Below are 17,975 nucleotides of genomic sequence, written 5' to 3' on the forward strand. Positions count from 1 at the left end.
TCTCATGGGGCGCGTCTTCGTCGCCGGCAGCATCAACATGGATGTGGTGGCGACAGCCGATCGCCATCCCAGGGTCGGCGAGACCGTCGCCGGCAAGCAGGTGCTGTATTTTCCGGGCGGCAAGGGCGCCAACCAGGCGGTGGCGGCGTCGCGGCTTGGCGCGCGGACCACGCTGATCGGCCGGCTGGGCAAGGATTCGTTCGGCGGTGAGCTGAGGACGTTCCTCGGCGCGCAAGGCATCGATCTCGGCGCGATCCGAGAGACGGCCGAGGCGCACACAGGCACGGCCATCATCACGGTGGCGGAGGCCGACAACACCATCGTCGTCATTCCCGGCAGCAATGCGCTTGTCGGCGTCGATGACGTCGCGGCCGTCCCGCTAGCCAAGGGCGACGTCGCGGTCAGCCAATTCGAGATCCCGCTGCCGACGATCGCCGCGTTCTTCCGGCGGGCTCGCGACATTGGCGCCACGACGCTGCTCAATCCGGCTCCGGCACAAACCATGTCGAGCGAATTGCTCGCGCTGATCGACATCCTCGTGCTGAACGAGACCGAGCTCGGCCTCCTCGCCGGCGTGGAGTTGTCCGACAGTGACGAGGCGGCGCGCATCCTCGACGTCGCACGAAAACTTCAGGCGCGCGAGGACCAGACCATCTGCGTGACCCTCGGCAAGCGCGGCGTGCTGGCGCTCGCGGGACGCGAGGAGATTTCGGTGCAAGGCCGCGTGGTGAAGGCGGTCGACACCACGGGCGCAGGCGATTGTTTTGTGGGAGCACTCGCGGCGCAACTCGCCGACGGCGTCGACTTGCGCGCAGCACTCGCCTTCGCCAATGCCGCCGCCTCGATCTCCGTGCAGCGCATGGGCGCGGGGCCGTCGATGCCGACGGCCGCGGAAGTCGCCGCCGTCCTCAATGCGAACTGATCACGCCAGCGCGCCCTTCAGGTCGAAACTTTCGTCGGCGGCATGCTCCGGCGTGATCGAGCGATCCAGGCCGAACAGGCGGCGGCCGAACATGTGGTCGCCGGCACGGTTGATCGATTCGATGCCGAGCAGATTGTCGCCCTTGTAGCAGAACGCCGAGAATGCCTTCCTGGTGGGATCGCCGCGCAGGACGACGCGGTCGTAGCCGGTGGTGAGGCCCGCGATCTGGAGCTTGTCCTCGCCCTGGTCGCTCCAGAACCAGGGATGGCTGTCATAGGCCTTGCGGTCGCCGGTCAGCCGCGCCGCGAGGCAGCGCGCGTGATCGGTGGCATTCTGCACCGATTCCAGCCGCTGCGATCCGCCGAAGCGCGGGCTGTTGAACAGCGCGCAATCGCCGATCGCCGAGATATCAGGATCGGCCGTCGAGAGATATTCGTCGACGATGATCCCGGCCGCGACCGGCAGCCCCGCCTCCGCCGCAAGCTCGATGTTCGGCAGCACGCCGACGCCGACCACGACAAGATCCGCCGGCAAATGCCTTCCGTCGCTCAAGGAGACGCCGGTGACCTTGCCGTCCTCCGCCTCGATCGCGGTTGCTTGCACGCCGAGGTGGATGCGGATGCCGGCCTCGCGATGCCGCGCCTGAAAATACTCCGACACCTCAGCCGTCACCGCGCGCGCCATCACGCGCGGGGCGAGTTCGAGCACGTCGACCTCTAGCCCCTTGATGCGCGCGGTGGCCGCGAATTCGAGGCCGATGAAGCCGGCGCCGATCACCACGACCCGCGTCTTTGACGGCATGATCTGCCGCAGCACCTCGCTGTCGTCGAGGATGCGCAGATATTTCACGTCGGGAAGGTTCGCATTGGGCAGATCGAGCAGCCGGTTGCGGGCGCCGGTCGCCAGCACGAGGTGGCCGTAGGGCAGCGGCCTGCCCGAGGCGAGCAGCACCTTGCGCCCCGCGCGGTCGATCGACACGGCGCGGCCCGCGACCAGCTCGATGCTCTGGTCCTGGTAGAATTTCCCCGGCCGGAACATCAGGCTCTCCGGCCCGGCGGTCCCCTTGATGTAAGCCTTGGACAAAGGCGGCCGCTGATAGGGCAGATGCGCCTCGTCGTTGATCAGGCAGATAGCAGCGGAAAATCCCGCCTGACGCAGCGATGCCGCCACCTGGTAGCCGCCATGGCCGGCACCGATAATGACCACCGGACCGTCCGTCATTGGACAGCCCATTTCCGCAAGACACGAGCGTCACCCATGTCGTCTCCTCTCGCGCTGATTTTGGCTTGCTTGCCCGGAGGAGCCGGCGCTCGTGTCCGTCCCTGACGAAGGCAGGTCCATTTGAACCTATCGTTCCGGCTTGCGCAAGGGCGCCTGCCGGGGATTGTCACCCCTCGCCTTCTGCGATTTAGTCGCACGAACGACCTCATGCCGGGGATTTCAAGATGCCAGCTCCCGTCTCCCAGCCCGACGATCCCGCCTTGCTGCGGATCGACGGGCCGATCGCGACCATCACGCTCAACCGGCCCGCCGCGTTCAACTCGATCAATCTGGCGATTGCACAACAGCTCGAACAGCTCGCGGCTTACATTGAGGGCGCCGACGACATCAGGGTCGTGGTCCTCGAAGGCGAAGGCCGCGCCTTCTCGGCTGGCGGCGATCTGCAGACGATCGGCGCCGCCGCCGAAGCGGGCACGGTGACGCCGGTCGTCGGCGAGCTGTTGAAGCACTATCACGCCTTCATCGAGATCCTCCGGCGCATGCCGAAGGTCTCGCTGTCCAGCGTGCACGGCTCGGCGGCCGGCGCCGGCATGGGCCTCGCCTTCGTCACCGATCTCTGCATCGCCGCCGAGGATGCCAAATTCACGCCGGCCTATGCCAAGATCGGCGTCTCGCCGGATGGCGGATCTACGGTCGGCATCGTCAACACGGTCGGCTCCCGCCGCGCGCTGCAGATTTTCCTGGCCGAGGATAATTTTACCGCGCAGCAGGCCCATGAATGGGGTCTGGTTGCGAAGCTCGTTCCCGCCGCCGAGTTGAAGGCGGCAACGCGAACCCTCGCCGAGCGGCTGGCGCAGAACCCGCTCGCCGCGATTGCCGGCACCAAGTCGCTGGTCTACCAGGCCGCCACGACCCCGGTGAAGCAGCAGCTCGACGCCGAGGAGCACAAGATCATCATGGCGATGAACACTGCGGAGTTTCGAACCGCCGTGAAGAAATTCACCAGCAAGAGCAAGTAGCGTTCACTCGAGCAGGCTTACTTGGGACAGATATAGCCCGTGCCCGCCGGCGACTTGAAGCATCCGACCGATTCCGGCAGCACTTTCTGCGGCAGCCACAGCACCACACTCGGGAAATAGATCGCAAACGCGATCGTCCCGAGGAACACCAGATAGATCGGCAAAGCGGCGCGTAGCGCCTTTGCGAAACTGACGCCGACGAATTTCGAGGCCATCAGCAGCACCAAGCCGTAAGGCGGCGTGATCAGGCCGAAGGCGAGCGTGGCGATCAGCACCACGCCCATATGCACGGCGTTGATGTCGCCGGCTTCCGTCAGTGTGTTGACCAGCGGCATGAAAATGATGATGGTCGGCACCGGCTCGATGAAATCGCCGACGACCGTGAACAGCAGCACCATCAGCAGCATGATCAGATGCGGGTCGTTGCCGGCGAGCGAGGTGATGACTTCGGCGATGTAGCTTGCACCGCGCAAATAGGCGAGCATCCAGCCGAACGCATTGGCGGCGCCGATCGTGATCAGCGGCAGCGAGAAGATCAGGCCGGCGAGACAGAAATCGTACGGAATCTTCCTGATATGCCCGCGGTTGAGCGCTGGGATCACGACGACGACAATCCAGACCACGGCGACGACACCGGCTTCCGTCGGCGTGAACCAGCCGGTCAGGATGCCCCCCAACAGGATCACCGGAATCATCAGCGGCAGCGCCGCATCGCCGGCCGCGAACACCACCTGCCGCAGCGGCGCGCGCGGCTTGCGCAGGCCGGACGGGCCGAAGAAATAGCAATAGATCATCAACCCGAAGCCGATCATCAGGCCCGGCACGACGCCTGCCATGAACAGGCCGGCGATCGAGACATTGCCGACGGCGCCATAGACCACCGCGGTGATGCTCGGCGGCACCAGCGCCGCGATGGTCGATGCGGATGCGATGATCGCGGCGATGAAGGCGGGCTCGTAACCCTCGCGCTTCATCGGGCCGCCCAGAGCGCGGCTCATCACGGCGACGTCGGCGGTGGTCGAACCCGACATTTCCGAGAAGAACATACTGAAGACGACCACGACCTGCGACAGGCCGCCTCTGATGTGGCCAACGAGGGACACCGAGAGGTTGGCTATTCGAACCACCACATTGGCCGAGCTCATGAGCTCGCCGACCAGCAGGAAAAAGGGGATCGCCAGCAGCGCCTCGGAATCGACGCCGTCGAAGATTTTCTGGATGATTGCGGCGAGCGAGACGTCCGACAGCAGCGCGCCGATGAAGACACCGGCCATCAGCGAGAACGGCACGGGCACGCCGAGATAGCCGAACGACAGGAAGCAGACCGTCATCAACGCCAGAACAATGGGTGCGCTCACGGCTGCGCCCTCATCTGTTCGTCGCTGATGACAGGCGCCCCGTCGTCCTCTTCGGGCGGCTCGGGGTGGTCAAAGCCGTTGCGCAGACCGTTGACGAGCTGCTCGATGGTGAACAGGCCGACCAGCACGCCCGACAGCGGGATGATCGCGTAGAGCGAGGCGATCGGCGTGCCCGACGGCAGGCGAAAACTGCCGAAGCCGCGGAGATAGTTCTGATATCCGTACAAGATCAGGCAGAAGGCGACGCCGAGCACCACGATCCGGATGATGACTTCGACGATCAGACGCGGCGTGCCGTGCATCGCCTCGGAGATCGCGGTGAGATAGAGGTGGTCGTTGCGCCGGGTCGCGGCCGCGGTGCCGACGAAAATCGCATAGATGAACAGCGTCGAGGTCACTTCCTGGAGCCAGAGCCAGGGATGGCCGATGGTACGGGTGACGATGTCGGCGGTCACCGACAGCGAGAAGCCGAAGCAGAGCACGCCGCAGAGGATCATCAAGGCGAGCTCGAGCCAGTCCAGCCCGCGCCATTTGAGGTGCCGTTGGCGTTGCACCAGCAGTTTGTCGGCGATTGTCATCACTATCCCCGTCGTCCCGGCGAAAGCCGCGACCCATATCCCCAGCTGCGTGTGGTCAAAGCAAGCTGGCGGCTATCCTGCCCCAAGCTCCGCCGCGGCGTATGGGTCCCGGCTTTCGCCGGGACGACGCGGAGGCAACGGTACGCGGCCTAGTTGATCGAGCGGATCAAATCCTTGATCTTCTCGGCGTGCGGGCCGAGCTCCTTGGCGAGCTTGTCGAGATAGGGATCGGCGATCGCCGTGAAGGTCTTCTTGTCGACGTTGTCGACGATCTTCACGCCCATCTTCTTCAGCTTCTCTGCCGCGGTGCGTTCGAGGTCGAAGGCCTTCTGCGGCTCCTTGGAGCTGACCTCGTTCCCCGCCGCCTGGACCCATCTCTTCTGCTCGGCCGACAGGCTCTGCCAGAGCTTGTCCGAGATGAACACCAGCGCGTTGTTGGCTTCGTGCTCGGTGATGTTCAGGACCGGCGCGACCTCGTAGTGCTTGTTGACGAGGTAGACGTTGATGCTGTTCTCGGCGACGTCGACGACGCCGGTCTGCAGGCTCGTGTAGACGCTGCCGAACGGCATGTGCACGGTCTGGGCGCCGTAGGCCGGGAACATGGTGTCCTCGGTCGCAGTCGCCTGCACCCGGATCTTCAGGCCCTTGATGTCGCCGACATTGTGGATCTCCCTCTTCGAGTACATGTGGCGCACGCCCTGCGAGCCGGTCGCGATGACGTGCAGACCCTGTGTGGTCTCGTCGATCATGGTCTTGAGCGCCTCGAACACTTTTGGATCGGCCAGACCCTTGACCACGTGGTTCTCGTCGCGGAACAGGAAGTGCAACGACATCACGCCCGCTTGCGGCGAGATCGTCGCGGTGTTCGCCGAGGAGATGATCGAGAACTCGACGTCGCCCGCCTTCACGAGCTGGAGCACCTGCGGCTCCTGCCCGAGCTGCGCGCCCGGATATTGATCGATGATCATGGTGCCTTTGCTCAATTCCTTGAGCTTTTCGGCAAAGAGGTCGCCCGCGATGGAGTAGCCGGTATTGCGCGGCTGGTCGTAGGCGAAGCGATAATGCTTCACCTCCTGCGCCGATGCGCCCGTGACGAACAGGATTGCGGCCGTTGCCGCCAGCCGATGCAAGAATCTTGGCATGGATCGTGCAATCATCGTTTCCCCCTGTTTTAACGCCCGCCGCTTTAGCGGTCTGGGCTACGCTTCCGGGTGGTTGGTCACCCACTTTTAGTTTTCTGCTCAGTCTTCTTCCCAGTCCTCTGCATGAAATCGAAGTCGCAGCCCTCGTCGGCCTGCATGATGGTTTCGTTGAACAGCCACGCATAGCCGCGCCGCGCCTCATCCGGCGCAGCCGCGGGCTTCAATGCCGTACGCCGCCGTTCCAGTTCGGTAGCATCCACCAGAAGCTCGATGCTGCGCTTGGCGACGTCGAGCCGGATCATGTCGCCGTTCTTCACCAGCGCCAGCGGGCCGCCGACGGCGGATTCCGGCGTGATGTGCAGCACGATGGTGCCGAATGCGGTGCCGCTCATGCGCGCATCCGAAATGCGCACCATGTCCTTGGTCCCAGCGCGCGCGAGCTTCTTCGGGATCGGCAGATAGCCCGCCTCCGGCATGCCGGGCGCGCCCTTAGGACCGGCGTTGCGCAGCACCAGCACGTCATCGGCCGTGACGTCGAGATCGGGATCGTCCACCCGCAGCGTCATATCCTCGACGGATTCGAACACCACCGCACGGCCCGTGTGTTGCAGCAGCTTTGGGCTCGCGGCGGATTGCTTGATAACCGCGCCGCGCGGCGCGAGATTACCGTGCAGCACGGCGAGGCCACCTTCCTTCTTGATCGGATTGTCCCGCGGACGGATCGCGTCCTGGCCGGGCACGTCTTCCGCGTTCGCCGCGATATCGCGCAGCGTCTGGCCGGTGATCGTCTTGGCATCGAGATCGACGAGATCGCCGAGTTGCGCCAGCAGTTTCGGCACGCCGCCGGCGTGATGGAAATGCTCCATGTAATGCTCGCCCGACGGCTTGAGATCGACCAGCACCGGCACCTCGCGGCCGATCTGGTCGAACACCCCGAGGTCGAGCCGGTGTGGCGAACGATGTGCCATCGCGGTCAAATGGATCAGGCCGTTGGTCGAGCCGCCGATCGCCTGGAGCACGACCTGGGCATTCTTAAAAGATGCCGGCGTCAGCACCTCGCTCGGCTTCGGACCTTTGGTCTTGGCCATCTCGGCGGCCACCCTGCCGCTCGCCTCGGCAAGGCGAAAGCGCTCCGCATGCGGGGCGGGAATCGTCGCGCTCATCGGCAGCGACAGGCCCATGGCCTCGATCATGCAGGCCATGGTGGAGGCGGTGCCCATCACCATGCAGGTGCCGACCGACGGCGCAAGGCGGCCGTTCACCGCCTCGATCTCGACATCATCCATTTCGCCGGCGCGATACTTGCCCCAGAGGCGACGGCAATCGGTGCAGGCGCCCAGCACCTCGCCCTTGTGATGACCAACCACCATGGGGCCAACGGGGATGACCACCGTCGGCAGGTCGGCGCTGATCGCCGCCATCACCTGCGCAGGAAGAGTCTTGTCGCAGCCGCCGATGACGATCACCGAATCCATCGGCTGCGCGCGGATCATCTCCTCGGTGTCCATCGCCATCAGATTGCGCAGATACATCGAGGTCGGATGCGCAAAACTCTCCGCGATCGAGATCGTCGGGAACACGAACGGCATCGCGCCCGACAGCATCACGCCGCGCTTGGCGGCCTCGATGATCTGCGGGACGTTGCCGTGGCAGGGATTGTAGTCGCTATAGGTGTTGGTGATGCCGACGATCGGACGCTCCAACGCGTCGTCGGAATAGCCCATGGCCTTGATGAACGCCTTGCGCAGGAACAGCGAGAAGCCGGCATCGCCATAGCTCGTCAGCCCTTTGCGCAACCCACTCGTCATCATACCACTCCCATTACCGGGTCATTGTCCTACAGACTGCCCCTTGATTGTCAATAAGACAGACGTCAAACCTGCCATTTACCCGTGTTGCGCGCTGGTGGGAGACCAGATTATTGACAATCAGGGCCTTCCCTGCTCCACAGGACGAACCGGCCAAGCGCCGGGAGGCCGAGGGCATGTCCGACATTCACATCGCAGACGCCACGATGGTCCGGCGCGACGATCCGGACGACATCGTCGCGCGGCTCGAAGAGGACATCATCTTCGGCCGACTTGCGCCAGGCGCGCGCCTCACAGAGGACGCGCTGATGTCGGCTTACGGCACTTCGCGCCATTTCGTGCGGCAGGCCTTGGTGGATGCGGAGCGCCGGGGCATCGTCCGCCGCGAGAAGAATGTCGGCGCCACCGTGCGGTTTTACTCGGCCGAAGAGGTCCGGCAGATCTACGAGGTCCGGGAGATGCTGACGCGGCAGGCGGCGCTGATGATTCCCCTGCCCGCGCAACAAGGCCTGATCGACGAGCTCTCCGCATTGCAACGACAATATTGCGCGAGAGCGGATTTGCAGGACCTGCGCGGTATCCACGAGGCCAACGACGCCTTCCACCTCGCGCTGTTCTCGGCCTGCGGCAATCCCTATCTGGTGCGCTCGCTGCAGGACTACATGAACCTGACGCTGCCGATGCGCGCCAAGAACCTCGCCGACCGAGACGGCCTCGCGCAATCAAGGCGCCAGCACGAGCTGATGATCGAGCTATTGAAAGGCCGTGACAGCTGGGCGCTGGCCCAGCTGTGCGTCGATCATATGCAGTTCAGCAAGTCGGACTATCTGGCGCGGATTGGGGGTGAGCAAGCCGAACAGCAGGGCCCGCGTTCATAGATGGGAGACGTTCGCTTCGCGCGGTGGTGCAGTTCACGCGATACGGGCGCGCTGGATTGCCCGCAATTGCAGGCCGCACGAGCCCATTTCGGGCAATAACGCCCGCAGTCCACAACTTCTGGGGAACCTATGGTCGGCTTGGTACTTGGTCTTGCACCAATCCCCCACCATAGGAGCTGCCATGATTTGCCGTTTAGTCGGAGCCGCCGCTGTTGCCGTCGCCGTCCTGCTTCCCGTAACGACCCAGGCCCAGGGCGTTCCCGGAGGCGTCGAACGCGGTGCGCGGGATGGTGAGCGAGCGGCAGGGCCTGTCGGTGCAGTTGTGGGTGGCGTCGTCGGCGGCGTCGTTGGCGGCGTGGCGGGAGTCCTTGGTGTCGATCAACGTCCTCGCTTTCACTCCTACGTCGTCGAACAGCGGCGGCCCTCATATCAGTACCGCGAAGATGTGAGAGTCGGGGCGGTTCTTCCGGAAGAGGGCGTGACCTATTACGAGGTGCCGCCCGAGTACGGCGCCCGTGAGTATCGTTACACGGTGGTGAACGGTCGCACGGTTCTGGTCGAACCGCGAACCCACCGGATCGTTGAGATCGTCGAATAACAACCAAGGGCCGTCTTTCGAGACGGCCCTTTCGTTTGCGCAGATCTGAATCCCTCAAGTCCCGGTTCAGTACCGCCTCAGCAGACCGCGATCCACGCTGGCATCGCCATAGTCGGCGCAGGCTCTCTTCGGGTTTCTGATCAGATCGGTCCGGACGCGCCTGAACGTTTTGCCGGCAGCGTCGGACACTTCGGGGCGGAATTTACCGGGATCGGAGCTCTCGCCATCGCGGGCCTTGATGGCTGCAGCATAGGCGTCGATCATCGCCATCGCGGCATCCGTGCTGCCGAGAAGTCGGGCGCCGAGCTGTACACTGCCGGCACCATCGACCTCGTAGCCGACACATCGTTGTTCGAGCACCGCGGATGCGGTGACGAGCTGGTCGAGAAACGTCGCCTCGGCGTCGCCGAGCATCGCGGCCCGCGCCGGTCCCGACATGAACAGCGTGAGCAGTACGGCGGCTGGCAATTCGATTTTCATTGTCCTGGCTCGCGCTGCCGCCGTTGAGCCGTGATCGAGGCACCGATTGCCGAATTGCGGTCTCGCAAAATCGAGAGCCAGACGGCCAGAGCAACGTTGATCTGGATCAATGGCCGGAACGGCCAAAGCGAGGCTCAGGCCTTTGCGTCGCTCGCCCCGTGTGAATCGAGGCACCGCGCTGGGACGAACACTAAAACTGTTTGTCAAGCCATCGAAATTTCGCAGAGCCGGAATAAATATGGGCCGGGCTCCGGCGCCACGTCGCGCGTCCTCCTCCACTCCCTCCCAAATGAAATGCCATGACCGAACAAACCCTGACGGAGCCGATCGCCGAGCGGCAAGCGCCATCCCGAGGCTTCTCGCGCTACCAGGCGATCCTCGTTGCGCTGCTGGCGCTGGTCCAGTTCACGATCATCATCGATTTCATGATCATGTCGCCGCTCGGCGCCATCATGATGCTGGCGCTTGATATTTCGGCCGCTCTGTTCGGCGTGGCGGTCTCGGCCTATGCGTTCAGCGCGGGGATTTCCGGCATCCTGGCGGCCGGCTTTGCCGACCGGTTTGATCGCAAGCGGCTGCTGTTGTTCTTCTACGCCGGCTTCACCCTTGGCACGATGCTGTGCGCGATCGCGCCCAACTATCATCTGTTGCTGCTGGGGCGGATCGTGACCGGCCTGTTCGGCGGCGTGATCGGCTCGGTCGTGCTCGCCATCGTCACCGATTTGTTCACGCTGCAATTGCGCGGCCGCGTCATGGGTTTCGTGCAAACCGCCTTCGCTGCAAGCCAGGTGCTGGGCATCCCGGCCGGTCTTTTCCTCGCCAACCAGTGGAACTGGCACGTCGCGTTCGGCGCGCTGGTCGGACTGTCGGTGATCGGGATGACCGCAGTGATGCTCCTGATGAAGCCGGTGAACGGCCATCTCGGGCTGAAGCAGGATCGAAATCCGTTCCGGCATCTGATCGCCACGGTCTCGCAGCCGCGTTATTGGATGGCGTTTTCGGTAACGACCCTGCTGGCGACCGGCGGCTACATGCTGATGCCGTTCGGCAGCGCCTACACCGTGCACAATCTCGGCATCGACATCGTGCATCTGCCGACGATCTATCTCGTCTCCGGCCTGTTCAGCATTGTCATCGGCCCGCTGGTGGGACGCGCGAGCGATGCCTTCGGCAAATACCCCACCTTCGTCTTCGGCAGCGCCATGTCCATCGTGATGGTGCTGATCTACACCCATCTCGGCGAGGTGAGCCTGACGGTCGCGATCCTGGTCAACGTCCTGATGTTCGTCGGCATCTTCTCCCGCATGATTCCTTCGCAGGCGTTGATTTCGGCAATCCCCGAGCCGGCGCAACGCGGCTCCTTCAGCGCGGTCGGCGCGTCGCTGCAACAGCTCTCCGGCGGGCTCGGCTCCGTGCTCGCCGCTGCACTCATCGCGCAGGACGCCGACGGTACGCTCCGGCATTTCGACCGGCTGGGATACGTCGTCGTGACGACGGCGGTGATTTCCCTGATCCTGATGTACTTTGTACAGAGGCCCGTCGCGGCCCAGGCCGGCAAACGCGTTGTCTAGGGCGTCGATTCCGACACCCTAGATTTGCGAATGCGCTCCTACCGCTTGGTCCAATCGATGATGCGACTTGTGTCGCCGTCGAAGTCGTTGCTGCAGAACGCGCCGCCCTGATAGTGATCGCCGACCGGATCGGGCTTCAGCTTGGCCTGCTCGGCCATCGCATGCGCCACATGATCCTCGGAGCGCCCCGTGGGACGGTAGCCGAACTCGTAGGCGCGGTGGTTGTCCCACCAGGCACGTTCGTTCAGGGACACGCCGTAGAAGATCTCGAAATGAATGTCGGGATGCTCGAGCCCGATCTGACAGAGCTGCACCAGATCTTCCGGCTTCAGCCAGATCGAGATCCGGCGAAGGTCCAGCGGCACGTCGCCGAAATTGCCAATGCGAAGGCACGTCACCTTCAGGCCATGCTTGTCGGCATAGAGCGCGCCGACCGCTTCGCCGAACACCTTGCTGACCCCATAGCGGCCGTCGGGACGCGGGGTCACGTCGGTGCCGATCTTGTGGTGGCGCGGATAGAATCCGACGGCATGGTTCGAGGAGGCGAACACCACGCGCTTGACGCCCTTGCGGTACGCGGCCTCGAACAGATTGTAGCCGCCGATGATGTTGGCCTGGAGGATGTCGTTCCAGGGACCTTCGACCGAATAGCCGCCGAAATGGATGATGCCGTCGACGCCCTCGCAGATCGCCTCGCACTGGGCGAGGTCGGACAGATCCGCCGCCTTGAATTGCTCGTTGGGGCCGAGATCGGCGGGCGGGCGGATGTCGCTGAGCAGCAGGTCCGGATAGATCGGCGGCAACAGTTTTCGCAGACGCGTTCCGATCCCGCCCGAAGCTCCCGTCATCAAGATACGCGGCATGTCTTTCCTCGCCTTTGGCAACCAATTTGCGGTCACATGTCTCTAATGATAGCAGGATTGTCCAGAGGGAACGAAACGAGAGAACCGACATGAATGAGGCATCGTCCCATCCCCAGGAGCGGCCAGGCTGGCGGCCGGCGAGCTACTATCCCGATCCGGCGATAAAGGCACTCGATCCCCGCTTCGAAAAATACTGGCTAAAACTCTCGGCGGTAGAGCGGCTGACGAGCGGCCTGCGCTGGGCCGAGGGTCCGGTGTGGTTCGGCGACGGGCGCTATCTCCTGTGCAGCGATATTCCGAACCAGCGCATCGTCAAATGGGAGGAGGAGACCGGCGCTGTCAGCGTGTTCCGCAAGCCCTCCAATTTCGCCAACGGCAATACCAGGGATCGCCAGGGCCGGCTCGTCACCTGCGAGCATGGCGGGCGGCGCGTCACCCGCACCGAATATGACGGCAGCATCACCGTGCTGATGGACTCGTTCGGCGGCAAGAAGCTCAACTCGCCGAACGACGTCGTGGTGAAATCCGATGGCGTGGTCTGGTTCACCGATCCCACCTTCGGTCTGCTCGGCAATTACGAGGGCTACAAGGCCGAGCCTGAGATCGAGCCGAACGTCTACAGGTTCGATCCCGCGACCGGCAAGGCGACCATCGTTGCCGAAGGCGTGCTCGGCCCCAACGGGCTGTGCTTCTCGCCGGACGAGAAAATCCTCTACGTCGTGGAATCACGCGGCGTGCCGAACCGCAAGATCCTCGCCTATGACGTCTCGCCTGATGGCACCACGATCTCCAACAAGCGCGTCTTCATCGACGCAGGCCCGGGCACGCCTGATGGCATGCGCTGCGACATCGACGGCAATCTGTGGTGCGGCTGGGGCATGGGCGATCCCGAGCTCGACGGCGTCGTGGTGTTCGCGCCCGACGGCGTCATGATCGGCCGCATCGCCCTGCCCGAACGTTGCGCCAACCTCTGCTTCGGCGGCGTCAAGCGCAACCGCCTGTTCATGGCGGCAAGCCAGTCGATCTACGCGTTGTATGTGAACACGCAGGGCGCGGTCGGGGGATAGTCGTCGCAGCTTCAGACCCCTCTCAGGATTCTCCATGACCGGCAAAAGGTTGGATCAACATTACGGGCGAATATGGCCTAGTTGTACGTCGAGCAGCATTGGTCGAGAGAGCGATTGCCTTAGATAATCTGTTGAAGACTCTGGAGGTCGATCAACCGCTTGATCAGAGTGACGACCTATTGTCGTTCGGTCCGCATTTCGGGCGCGAAGCCCTGAAAGCGATGAGCGCACGCCTGACAGAGTTGGGTTTCATTTATCATGACGATTTCTTCGAAATTGTGACGGACTACCCGGGGTGGTGCCGCCTGAAAGCACAGGGGGCAACCGTAAGAGAATAGAAAACGCCGGAGCGGTGTCCCGCTCCGGCGTCATGTTCACCCAGGCAGTAACGCCTACGCCGCGTTGAAGCCAGCGACGGCCTTCACTTCGAGGAAGTCCTCGAGGCCGTACTTGCCCCACTCGCGGCCGTTGCCGGATTGCTTGTAGCCGCCGAACGGTGCGCTGCGATCGTTGGGCACGCCCTGCAGATTGACGTTGCCGGCGCGGATCTGCCGCCCGACGCGCTTGGCGTCCTCGACGGAAGCGCCCGTAACGTAGCCGGCAAGCCCATAGGGCGTGTCGTTGGCGATGTGCACGGCTTCGGCTTCGTCCTTGGCGCCGATGATCGTCAGCACCGGTCCGAAGATTTCTTCGCGGGCGATGGTCATGTCAGGGGTGACGTCGGCAAAGATGGTGGGACGGACATAGAAGCCCTTGTTGACGCCTTCGGGCAGGCCCGGACCGCCGGCGACGAGCGTTGCGCCTTCGTCGATGCCCTTCTTGATCAGACCCTGGATCTTGTCCCACTGGCCGCGGTTGACCACGGGACCGATGGTGGTGCCTTCGGCGCGCGGATCGCCCGCCTTGGTCTTGTCGGCGACAGCCTTCGCGATCGCGGCGACTTCCTTCATCTTCGAGGCCGGCACGATCATGCGCGAGGGCGCGTTGCAGGACTGGCCGGAGTTGTTGAACATGTGCATCACGCCGCCGGTCACCGCCTTCGTGAGGTCGGCGCCTTCGAGGATGACGTTCGGTGACTTGCCGCCAAGCTCCTGGCTGACGCGCTTCACGGTCGGTGCCGCACGCTTGGCCACGTCAATGCCGGCGCGGGTCGAGCCGGTGAACGAGATCATGTCGATGTCGGGGTGCTCGCTCATGGCGGCGCCAACCTCGGGGCCGAGACCGTTGACGAGGTTAAACACGCCCTTCGGCACGCCGGCTTCGTGAAGGATTTCCGCGAAGATCAGCGCCGAGGTCGGGGTGAACTCCGACGGCTTCAGGATCATGGTGCAGCCGGCGGCGAGCGCGGGCGCGACCTTGCAGGCGATCTGGTTGAGCGGCCAGTTCCAGGGCGTGATCATGCCGACCACGCCGACCGGCTCGCGCAGCACCATGGCGGTGCCGACCGGTTCCTCGAAATGATAGTTCTTGAGCACGTCGAGCGTGGTCATGAGGTGGCCAAGACCGGCGCCGGCCTGCAGCTTCTCCGCCATCGGCAGCGGCGCACCCATTTCGTCGGAGACGGCGGCGCCGATCTCCTTAAGACGGCCCTTGTAGATCTCGATGACCTTGGTGAGCAGCGCGACGCGCTCGTCACGGCTGGTCTGGGAGAACGTCACGAACGCGCGCTTGGCGGCGGCGACGGCTTTGTCAACGTCGGCCTTGGAGCCCAGCGCAACCTCGTACATCGCCTCTTCCGTCGCCGGATTGACCACGGCGGTGGACTTCTTGACGGCGGGATCGACCCAGGCGCCGTCGATGTAGAACTGCATGCGATTGACCATAGTGAACCTCTTCTTGGGGGCTTGGGGGGCGTTTCGGCAGGCATCCTTGCACGAAAGCGCCGGCAATTGAACCCGCCATATGCGGGGCCAGCATTGCGGCGGACCGAGGTTATATGAGCCGATGGCGGAGGGGTGGCAAGGTCTCGATTGCCGTCGTCCTGGCCCAGTGCGCAATTGCGCACGGGGGCCAGGACCACGACGGAGAACTACACCGCCATCTTCCGATGCAACACCGGCGCGCCGGTGGTGAGGCTTTCGGCCGCATCGATGATGGCGTTGGCGTCAATGCCGTGGTGGCGGTAGAGGTCTGCGATGGTGCCGGTCTGGCCGAACTGCTCGACGCCGAGCGCCTCGACGCGATGGCCGCGGATGCTGCCGAGCCAGCCGAGCGCCGCCGGATGGCCGTCGATCACGGTCACGATGCCGCAGTCGCGCGGCAGCGGTGCGAGCAGTTTTTCGATGTGGCTGAGATGCTGCACGCCGCGCCGATCACGGCGCAATTTCCGTGCGGCGGTCCATCCCGCATGCAGACGATCTGCGGACGTGATCGCGAGCAGGCCGATGTCGCGCCGGCTCTCGCCGATGAAGCCGGTCGCTTCGATCGCTTCTGGCGCAACGGCGCCGGTATAGGCGATGACGGCTTCGGCATTGGGGCCCGGCTTGCGCAACCAATACGCGCCGTCGGTGATGCCCTGTGCGAGCTCGGGCGTCATGATCCGCTGCGCCTGCTCGATCGAGCGCGTCGAGAGCCGCAGATAGACCGAGCCGCCCTCACCCGGATCGCGCTGCATGTGATTGAAGCCCCACCCCATGATCACGGCGAGCTCGTCGACAAAGGCCGGCTCGAACGAGGCAAGGCCATCCTGCGCCATGCCGATCAAAGGGGTTGCGATCGACTGATGCGCGCCGCCTTCGGGCGCGAGCGTGATACCTGAGGGGGTCGCCGCCACCATGAAGCGCGCATCCTGGTAACAGGCATAGTTCAGCGCATCGAGACCGCGCTCGATGAAGGGATCGTAGAGCGTGCCGACCGGCAGCAGCCGCTCGCCGTTGATCTGGTGCGACAGGCCGAGCGCCGAGAGCATGATGAACAGGTTCATCTCGGCGATGCCGAGTTCGAGATGCTGGCCCTTGGGCGAGAAGTCCCAGTTGAAGGTGGATGGAATTTTCTCGCTACGGAATAAGTCCGCCTTCTCGCCGCGCGCAAACAGGCCGCGCCGGTTCACCCACGGACCGAGATTGGTCGAGACGGTGACGTCAGGCGATGTCGTCACGATGCGCTTGGCGAGCTCGCTGTCGCCGCGCGCGATCTCGTTCAGCACCAGCCCAAAACCCTGCTGGGTCGACATCTGCGGCGCCGGCTTGAAGGCAAGCTGCGACGGCACCTCGATAACAGGCGCGGTGAGCCGGCGGCCGTCCTGGTTGAACGGCACGCCCGCGAGGAAGGCGTCGAGCTCGGCGGCACTTTGCGCGAGACCCTCGTATCTGTCCCATTCGTGTCCGGGCCGGATGTTCTGGCTGTCGCGATATTTCTCCATCTGCGCGACCGTCATCAGGCCGGCATGATTGTCCTTGTGGCCCTGGAACGGCAGGCCGACGCCCTTGATGGTGTAGGCGATGAAGCAGACCGGGCGATCGTGGTCGATGGATTCGAAGGCGTCCAGCATGCTCGCCATGTCATGGCCGCCGAGGTTCGACATCAGCGCCAGCAGCTCGTCGTCGCTGCGCCTGTCGATCAGCTTGGTGATGGGGCCCTGATCGCCGATCTCGTCGTGCAAATGTTTGCGGAACGCCGCGCCGCCCTGAAAACACAGTGCGGCGTAGAGTGCGTTCGGGCAATTGTCGATCCAGCGCTTCAGCGCCTCGCCGCCGGGCTCGGCAAAGGCCTCGCGCATCAGGCGGCCGTATTTCACGATCACCACGTCCCAACCGAAATTGCGGAATACGGTCTCGAACTTTTCCCAGAGACCTTCGCGGACGACGGCATCGAGCGACTGCCTGTTGTAGTCGACCACCCACCAGGTGTTGCGCAGGCCGTGCTTCCAGCCTTCCGCCAGCGCCTCGAAGATGTTGCCCTCGTCCATCTCGGCATCGCCGACCAGCGCAATCATCCGCCCCTCGCGGCGATCCTTCATCCAGCCATGCGCCTTGACGTAGTCCTGCACCAGCGAGGCGAACAGCGTCTGCGCCACGCCAAGGCCGACCGAGCCGGTGGAGAAATCGACGTCGTCGACGTCCTTGGTGCGCGAGGGATAGGACTGCGCGCCCTTGAAGCCACGAAAATTCTCCAGCTTCTCGCGGCTCTGCCGGCCGAACAGATACTGGATGGCGTGGAACACCGGGCTCGCATGCGGCTTCACCGCGACGCGATCTTCGGGCTTCAGCACGTGGAAATACAGCGCCGACATGATGGTGGCGAGCGAGGCCGACGAGGCCTGATGTCCCCCGACTTTCAGGCCGTCCGCATTCGGGCGGATGTGGTTGGCGTGATGGATGGTCCATGACGACAGCCACAGCGTCTTGCGGGCCAGCGCGGTCAAGGTGTCGAGGCGGGCGGTATCAACGGGCATGGCAATGCTCCCGGAAAACAGGTGCCCGATGATACCCCTGCAGGAAGCGCCAAACTTCTCAATTTTTCGCGCAATAC

16 protein-coding genes are annotated in these 17,975 nt (G+C 63.9%); 7 read left to right on the top strand and 9 right to left on the bottom strand.

From position 1 onward, the window contains the following. Window positions 1–4 precede the first annotated feature (4 nt). Complete coding sequence (locus BcanWU425_RS28110) at window positions 5–922, top strand: ribokinase (RefSeq protein WP_018457065.1); 918 nt, start codon at window positions 5–7, stop codon at window positions 920–922. Here the strand turns inward: BcanWU425_RS28110 and BcanWU425_RS28115 are convergent, their stop codons facing one another. After that, window positions 923–2,143 carry an NAD(P)/FAD-dependent oxidoreductase gene (locus BcanWU425_RS28115; protein WP_204510595.1) on the bottom strand — a complete coding sequence of 407 codons (1,221 nt, stop codon included), beginning with the start codon at window positions 2,141–2,143 and terminating at the stop codon, window positions 923–925. Between the two features lie 224 nt (window positions 2,144–2,367). On the opposite strand from BcanWU425_RS28115, the gene BcanWU425_RS28120 reads away from it, so the two are divergent. After that, window positions 2,368–3,162: an enoyl-CoA hydratase/isomerase family protein gene (locus BcanWU425_RS28120; protein ID WP_018457067.1), complete on the top strand. Its 795-nt coding sequence runs from the start codon at window positions 2,368–2,370 to the stop codon at window positions 3,160–3,162. 17 nt (window positions 3,163–3,179) lie between these two features. Here BcanWU425_RS28120 and BcanWU425_RS28125 read toward each other — a convergent pair whose 3' ends face one another. The 4 genes from BcanWU425_RS28125 to BcanWU425_RS28140 all read right to left on the bottom strand — a co-directional run bounded on the left by BcanWU425_RS28125 (window position 3,180) and on the right by BcanWU425_RS28140 (window position 8,048). Next, the gene (locus BcanWU425_RS28125) at window positions 3,180–4,520 is read right to left on the bottom strand and encodes a TRAP transporter large permease (protein ID WP_204510594.1); all 1,341 of its coding nucleotides are present in this window, start codon (window positions 4,518–4,520) and stop codon (window positions 3,180–3,182) included. Continuing rightward, the gene (locus BcanWU425_RS28130; protein ID WP_204510593.1) at window positions 4,517–5,098 is read right to left on the bottom strand and encodes a TRAP transporter small permease; all 582 of its coding nucleotides are present in this window, start codon (window positions 5,096–5,098) and stop codon (window positions 4,517–4,519) included. The genes BcanWU425_RS28125 and BcanWU425_RS28130 overlap by 4 nt, the downstream gene beginning before the upstream one ends. A 149-nt stretch (window positions 5,099–5,247) precedes the next feature. Next, the gene (locus BcanWU425_RS28135; protein WP_204510592.1) at window positions 5,248–6,255 is read right to left on the bottom strand and encodes a TRAP transporter substrate-binding protein; all 1,008 of its coding nucleotides are present in this window, start codon (window positions 6,253–6,255) and stop codon (window positions 5,248–5,250) included. Between the two features lie 62 nt (window positions 6,256–6,317). Continuing rightward, a complete protein-coding gene (locus BcanWU425_RS28140) occupies window positions 6,318–8,048 on the bottom strand; it encodes an IlvD/Edd family dehydratase (protein ID WP_204510591.1) in 1,731 nt (576 codons plus the stop codon). Between the two features lie 176 nt (window positions 8,049–8,224). Between BcanWU425_RS28140 and BcanWU425_RS28145 the strand changes: the two genes are divergently transcribed. Continuing rightward, entirely contained in the window at window positions 8,225–8,926 is a 702-nt protein-coding gene (locus BcanWU425_RS28145) for a GntR family transcriptional regulator (RefSeq protein ID WP_085352224.1), read from the top strand. A gap of 181 nt (window positions 8,927–9,107) precedes the next feature. Beyond that, window positions 9,108–9,524 carry a DUF1236 domain-containing protein gene (locus tag BcanWU425_RS28150; protein ID WP_026233295.1) on the top strand — a complete coding sequence of 139 codons (417 nt, stop codon included), beginning with the start codon at window positions 9,108–9,110 and terminating at the stop codon, window positions 9,522–9,524. 66 nt (window positions 9,525–9,590) lie between these two features. Here BcanWU425_RS28150 and BcanWU425_RS28155 read toward each other — a convergent pair whose 3' ends face one another. Continuing rightward, on the bottom strand, window positions 9,591–10,004 hold the full coding sequence (locus BcanWU425_RS28155; RefSeq protein WP_085352135.1) for a hypothetical protein: 414 nt from the start codon (window positions 10,002–10,004) through the stop codon (window positions 9,591–9,593). 299 nt (window positions 10,005–10,303) lie between these two features. Between BcanWU425_RS28155 and BcanWU425_RS28160 the strand changes: the two genes are divergently transcribed. Then, window positions 10,304–11,575 carry an MFS transporter gene (locus tag BcanWU425_RS28160; RefSeq protein ID WP_204510590.1) on the top strand — a complete coding sequence of 424 codons (1,272 nt, stop codon included), beginning with the start codon at window positions 10,304–10,306 and terminating at the stop codon, window positions 11,573–11,575. A gap of 38 nt (window positions 11,576–11,613) precedes the next feature. Here the strand turns inward: BcanWU425_RS28160 and BcanWU425_RS28165 are convergent, their stop codons facing one another. Then, the gene (locus BcanWU425_RS28165; protein ID WP_204510589.1) at window positions 11,614–12,438 is read right to left on the bottom strand and encodes an NAD-dependent epimerase/dehydratase family protein; all 825 of its coding nucleotides are present in this window, start codon (window positions 12,436–12,438) and stop codon (window positions 11,614–11,616) included. Window positions 12,439–12,527: 89 nt separating this feature from the next. Between BcanWU425_RS28165 and BcanWU425_RS28170 the strand changes: the two genes are divergently transcribed. Together BcanWU425_RS28170 and BcanWU425_RS28175 are read left to right on the top strand one after the other, a co-directional pair. Beyond that, window positions 12,528–13,505, top strand: coding sequence for an SMP-30/gluconolactonase/LRE family protein (locus tag BcanWU425_RS28170; RefSeq protein ID WP_204510588.1), 978 nt, complete (start codon window positions 12,528–12,530; stop codon window positions 13,503–13,505). Between the two features lie 131 nt (window positions 13,506–13,636). Then, window positions 13,637–13,843, top strand: coding sequence for a hypothetical protein (locus BcanWU425_RS28175; protein ID WP_204510587.1), 207 nt, complete (start codon window positions 13,637–13,639; stop codon window positions 13,841–13,843). 54 nt (window positions 13,844–13,897) lie between these two features. Here BcanWU425_RS28175 and BcanWU425_RS28180 read toward each other — a convergent pair whose 3' ends face one another. After that, the gene (locus BcanWU425_RS28180) at window positions 13,898–15,328 is read right to left on the bottom strand and encodes an aldehyde dehydrogenase family protein (RefSeq protein ID WP_085352131.1); all 1,431 of its coding nucleotides are present in this window, start codon (window positions 15,326–15,328) and stop codon (window positions 13,898–13,900) included. A 206-nt stretch (window positions 15,329–15,534) separates the two neighbouring features. After that, window positions 15,535–17,898 carry a transketolase gene (locus tag BcanWU425_RS28185; RefSeq protein ID WP_204510586.1) on the bottom strand — a complete coding sequence of 788 codons (2,364 nt, stop codon included), beginning with the start codon at window positions 17,896–17,898 and terminating at the stop codon, window positions 15,535–15,537. Window positions 17,899–17,975 lie beyond the last annotated feature (77 nt).

The sequence above is a fragment of the Bradyrhizobium sp. WU425 genome, assembly GCF_021052305.1.
Taxonomy (GTDB): domain Bacteria; phylum Pseudomonadota; class Alphaproteobacteria; order Rhizobiales; family Xanthobacteraceae; genus Bradyrhizobium; species Bradyrhizobium canariense_D.

Coding starts and splice junctions, on each gene's coding strand:
- BcanWU425_RS28110 (WP_018457065.1), top strand. CDS start 5: ATGGGGCGCGTCTTCGTCGCCGGCAGCATCAACATGGATGTGGTGGCG.
- BcanWU425_RS28115 (WP_204510595.1), bottom strand. CDS start 2,143: ATGACGGACGGTCCGGTGGTCATTATCGGTGCCGGCCATGGCGGCTAC.
- BcanWU425_RS28120 (WP_018457067.1), top strand. CDS start 2,368: ATGCCAGCTCCCGTCTCCCAGCCCGACGATCCCGCCTTGCTGCGGATC.
- BcanWU425_RS28130 (WP_204510593.1), bottom strand. CDS start 5,098: ATGACAATCGCCGACAAACTGCTGGTGCAACGCCAACGGCACCTCAAA.
- BcanWU425_RS28135 (WP_204510592.1), bottom strand. CDS start 6,255: ATGATTGCACGATCCATGCCAAGATTCTTGCATCGGCTGGCGGCAACG.
- BcanWU425_RS28140 (WP_204510591.1), bottom strand. CDS start 8,048: ATGACGAGTGGGTTGCGCAAAGGGCTGACGAGCTATGGCGATGCCGGC.
- BcanWU425_RS28145 (WP_085352224.1), top strand. CDS start 8,225: ATGTCCGACATTCACATCGCAGACGCCACGATGGTCCGGCGCGACGAT.
- BcanWU425_RS28150 (WP_026233295.1), top strand. CDS start 9,108: ATGATTTGCCGTTTAGTCGGAGCCGCCGCTGTTGCCGTCGCCGTCCTG.
- BcanWU425_RS28155 (WP_085352135.1), bottom strand. CDS start 10,004: ATGAAAATCGAATTGCCAGCCGCCGTACTGCTCACGCTGTTCATGTCG.
- BcanWU425_RS28160 (WP_204510590.1), top strand. CDS start 10,304: ATGACCGAACAAACCCTGACGGAGCCGATCGCCGAGCGGCAAGCGCCA.
- BcanWU425_RS28165 (WP_204510589.1), bottom strand. CDS start 12,438: ATGCCGCGTATCTTGATGACGGGAGCTTCGGGCGGGATCGGAACGCGT.
- BcanWU425_RS28170 (WP_204510588.1), top strand. CDS start 12,528: ATGAATGAGGCATCGTCCCATCCCCAGGAGCGGCCAGGCTGGCGGCCG.
- BcanWU425_RS28180 (WP_085352131.1), bottom strand. CDS start 15,328: ATGGTCAATCGCATGCAGTTCTACATCGACGGCGCCTGGGTCGATCCC.
- BcanWU425_RS28185 (WP_204510586.1), bottom strand. CDS start 17,898: ATGCCCGTTGATACCGCCCGCCTCGACACCTTGACCGCGCTGGCCCGC.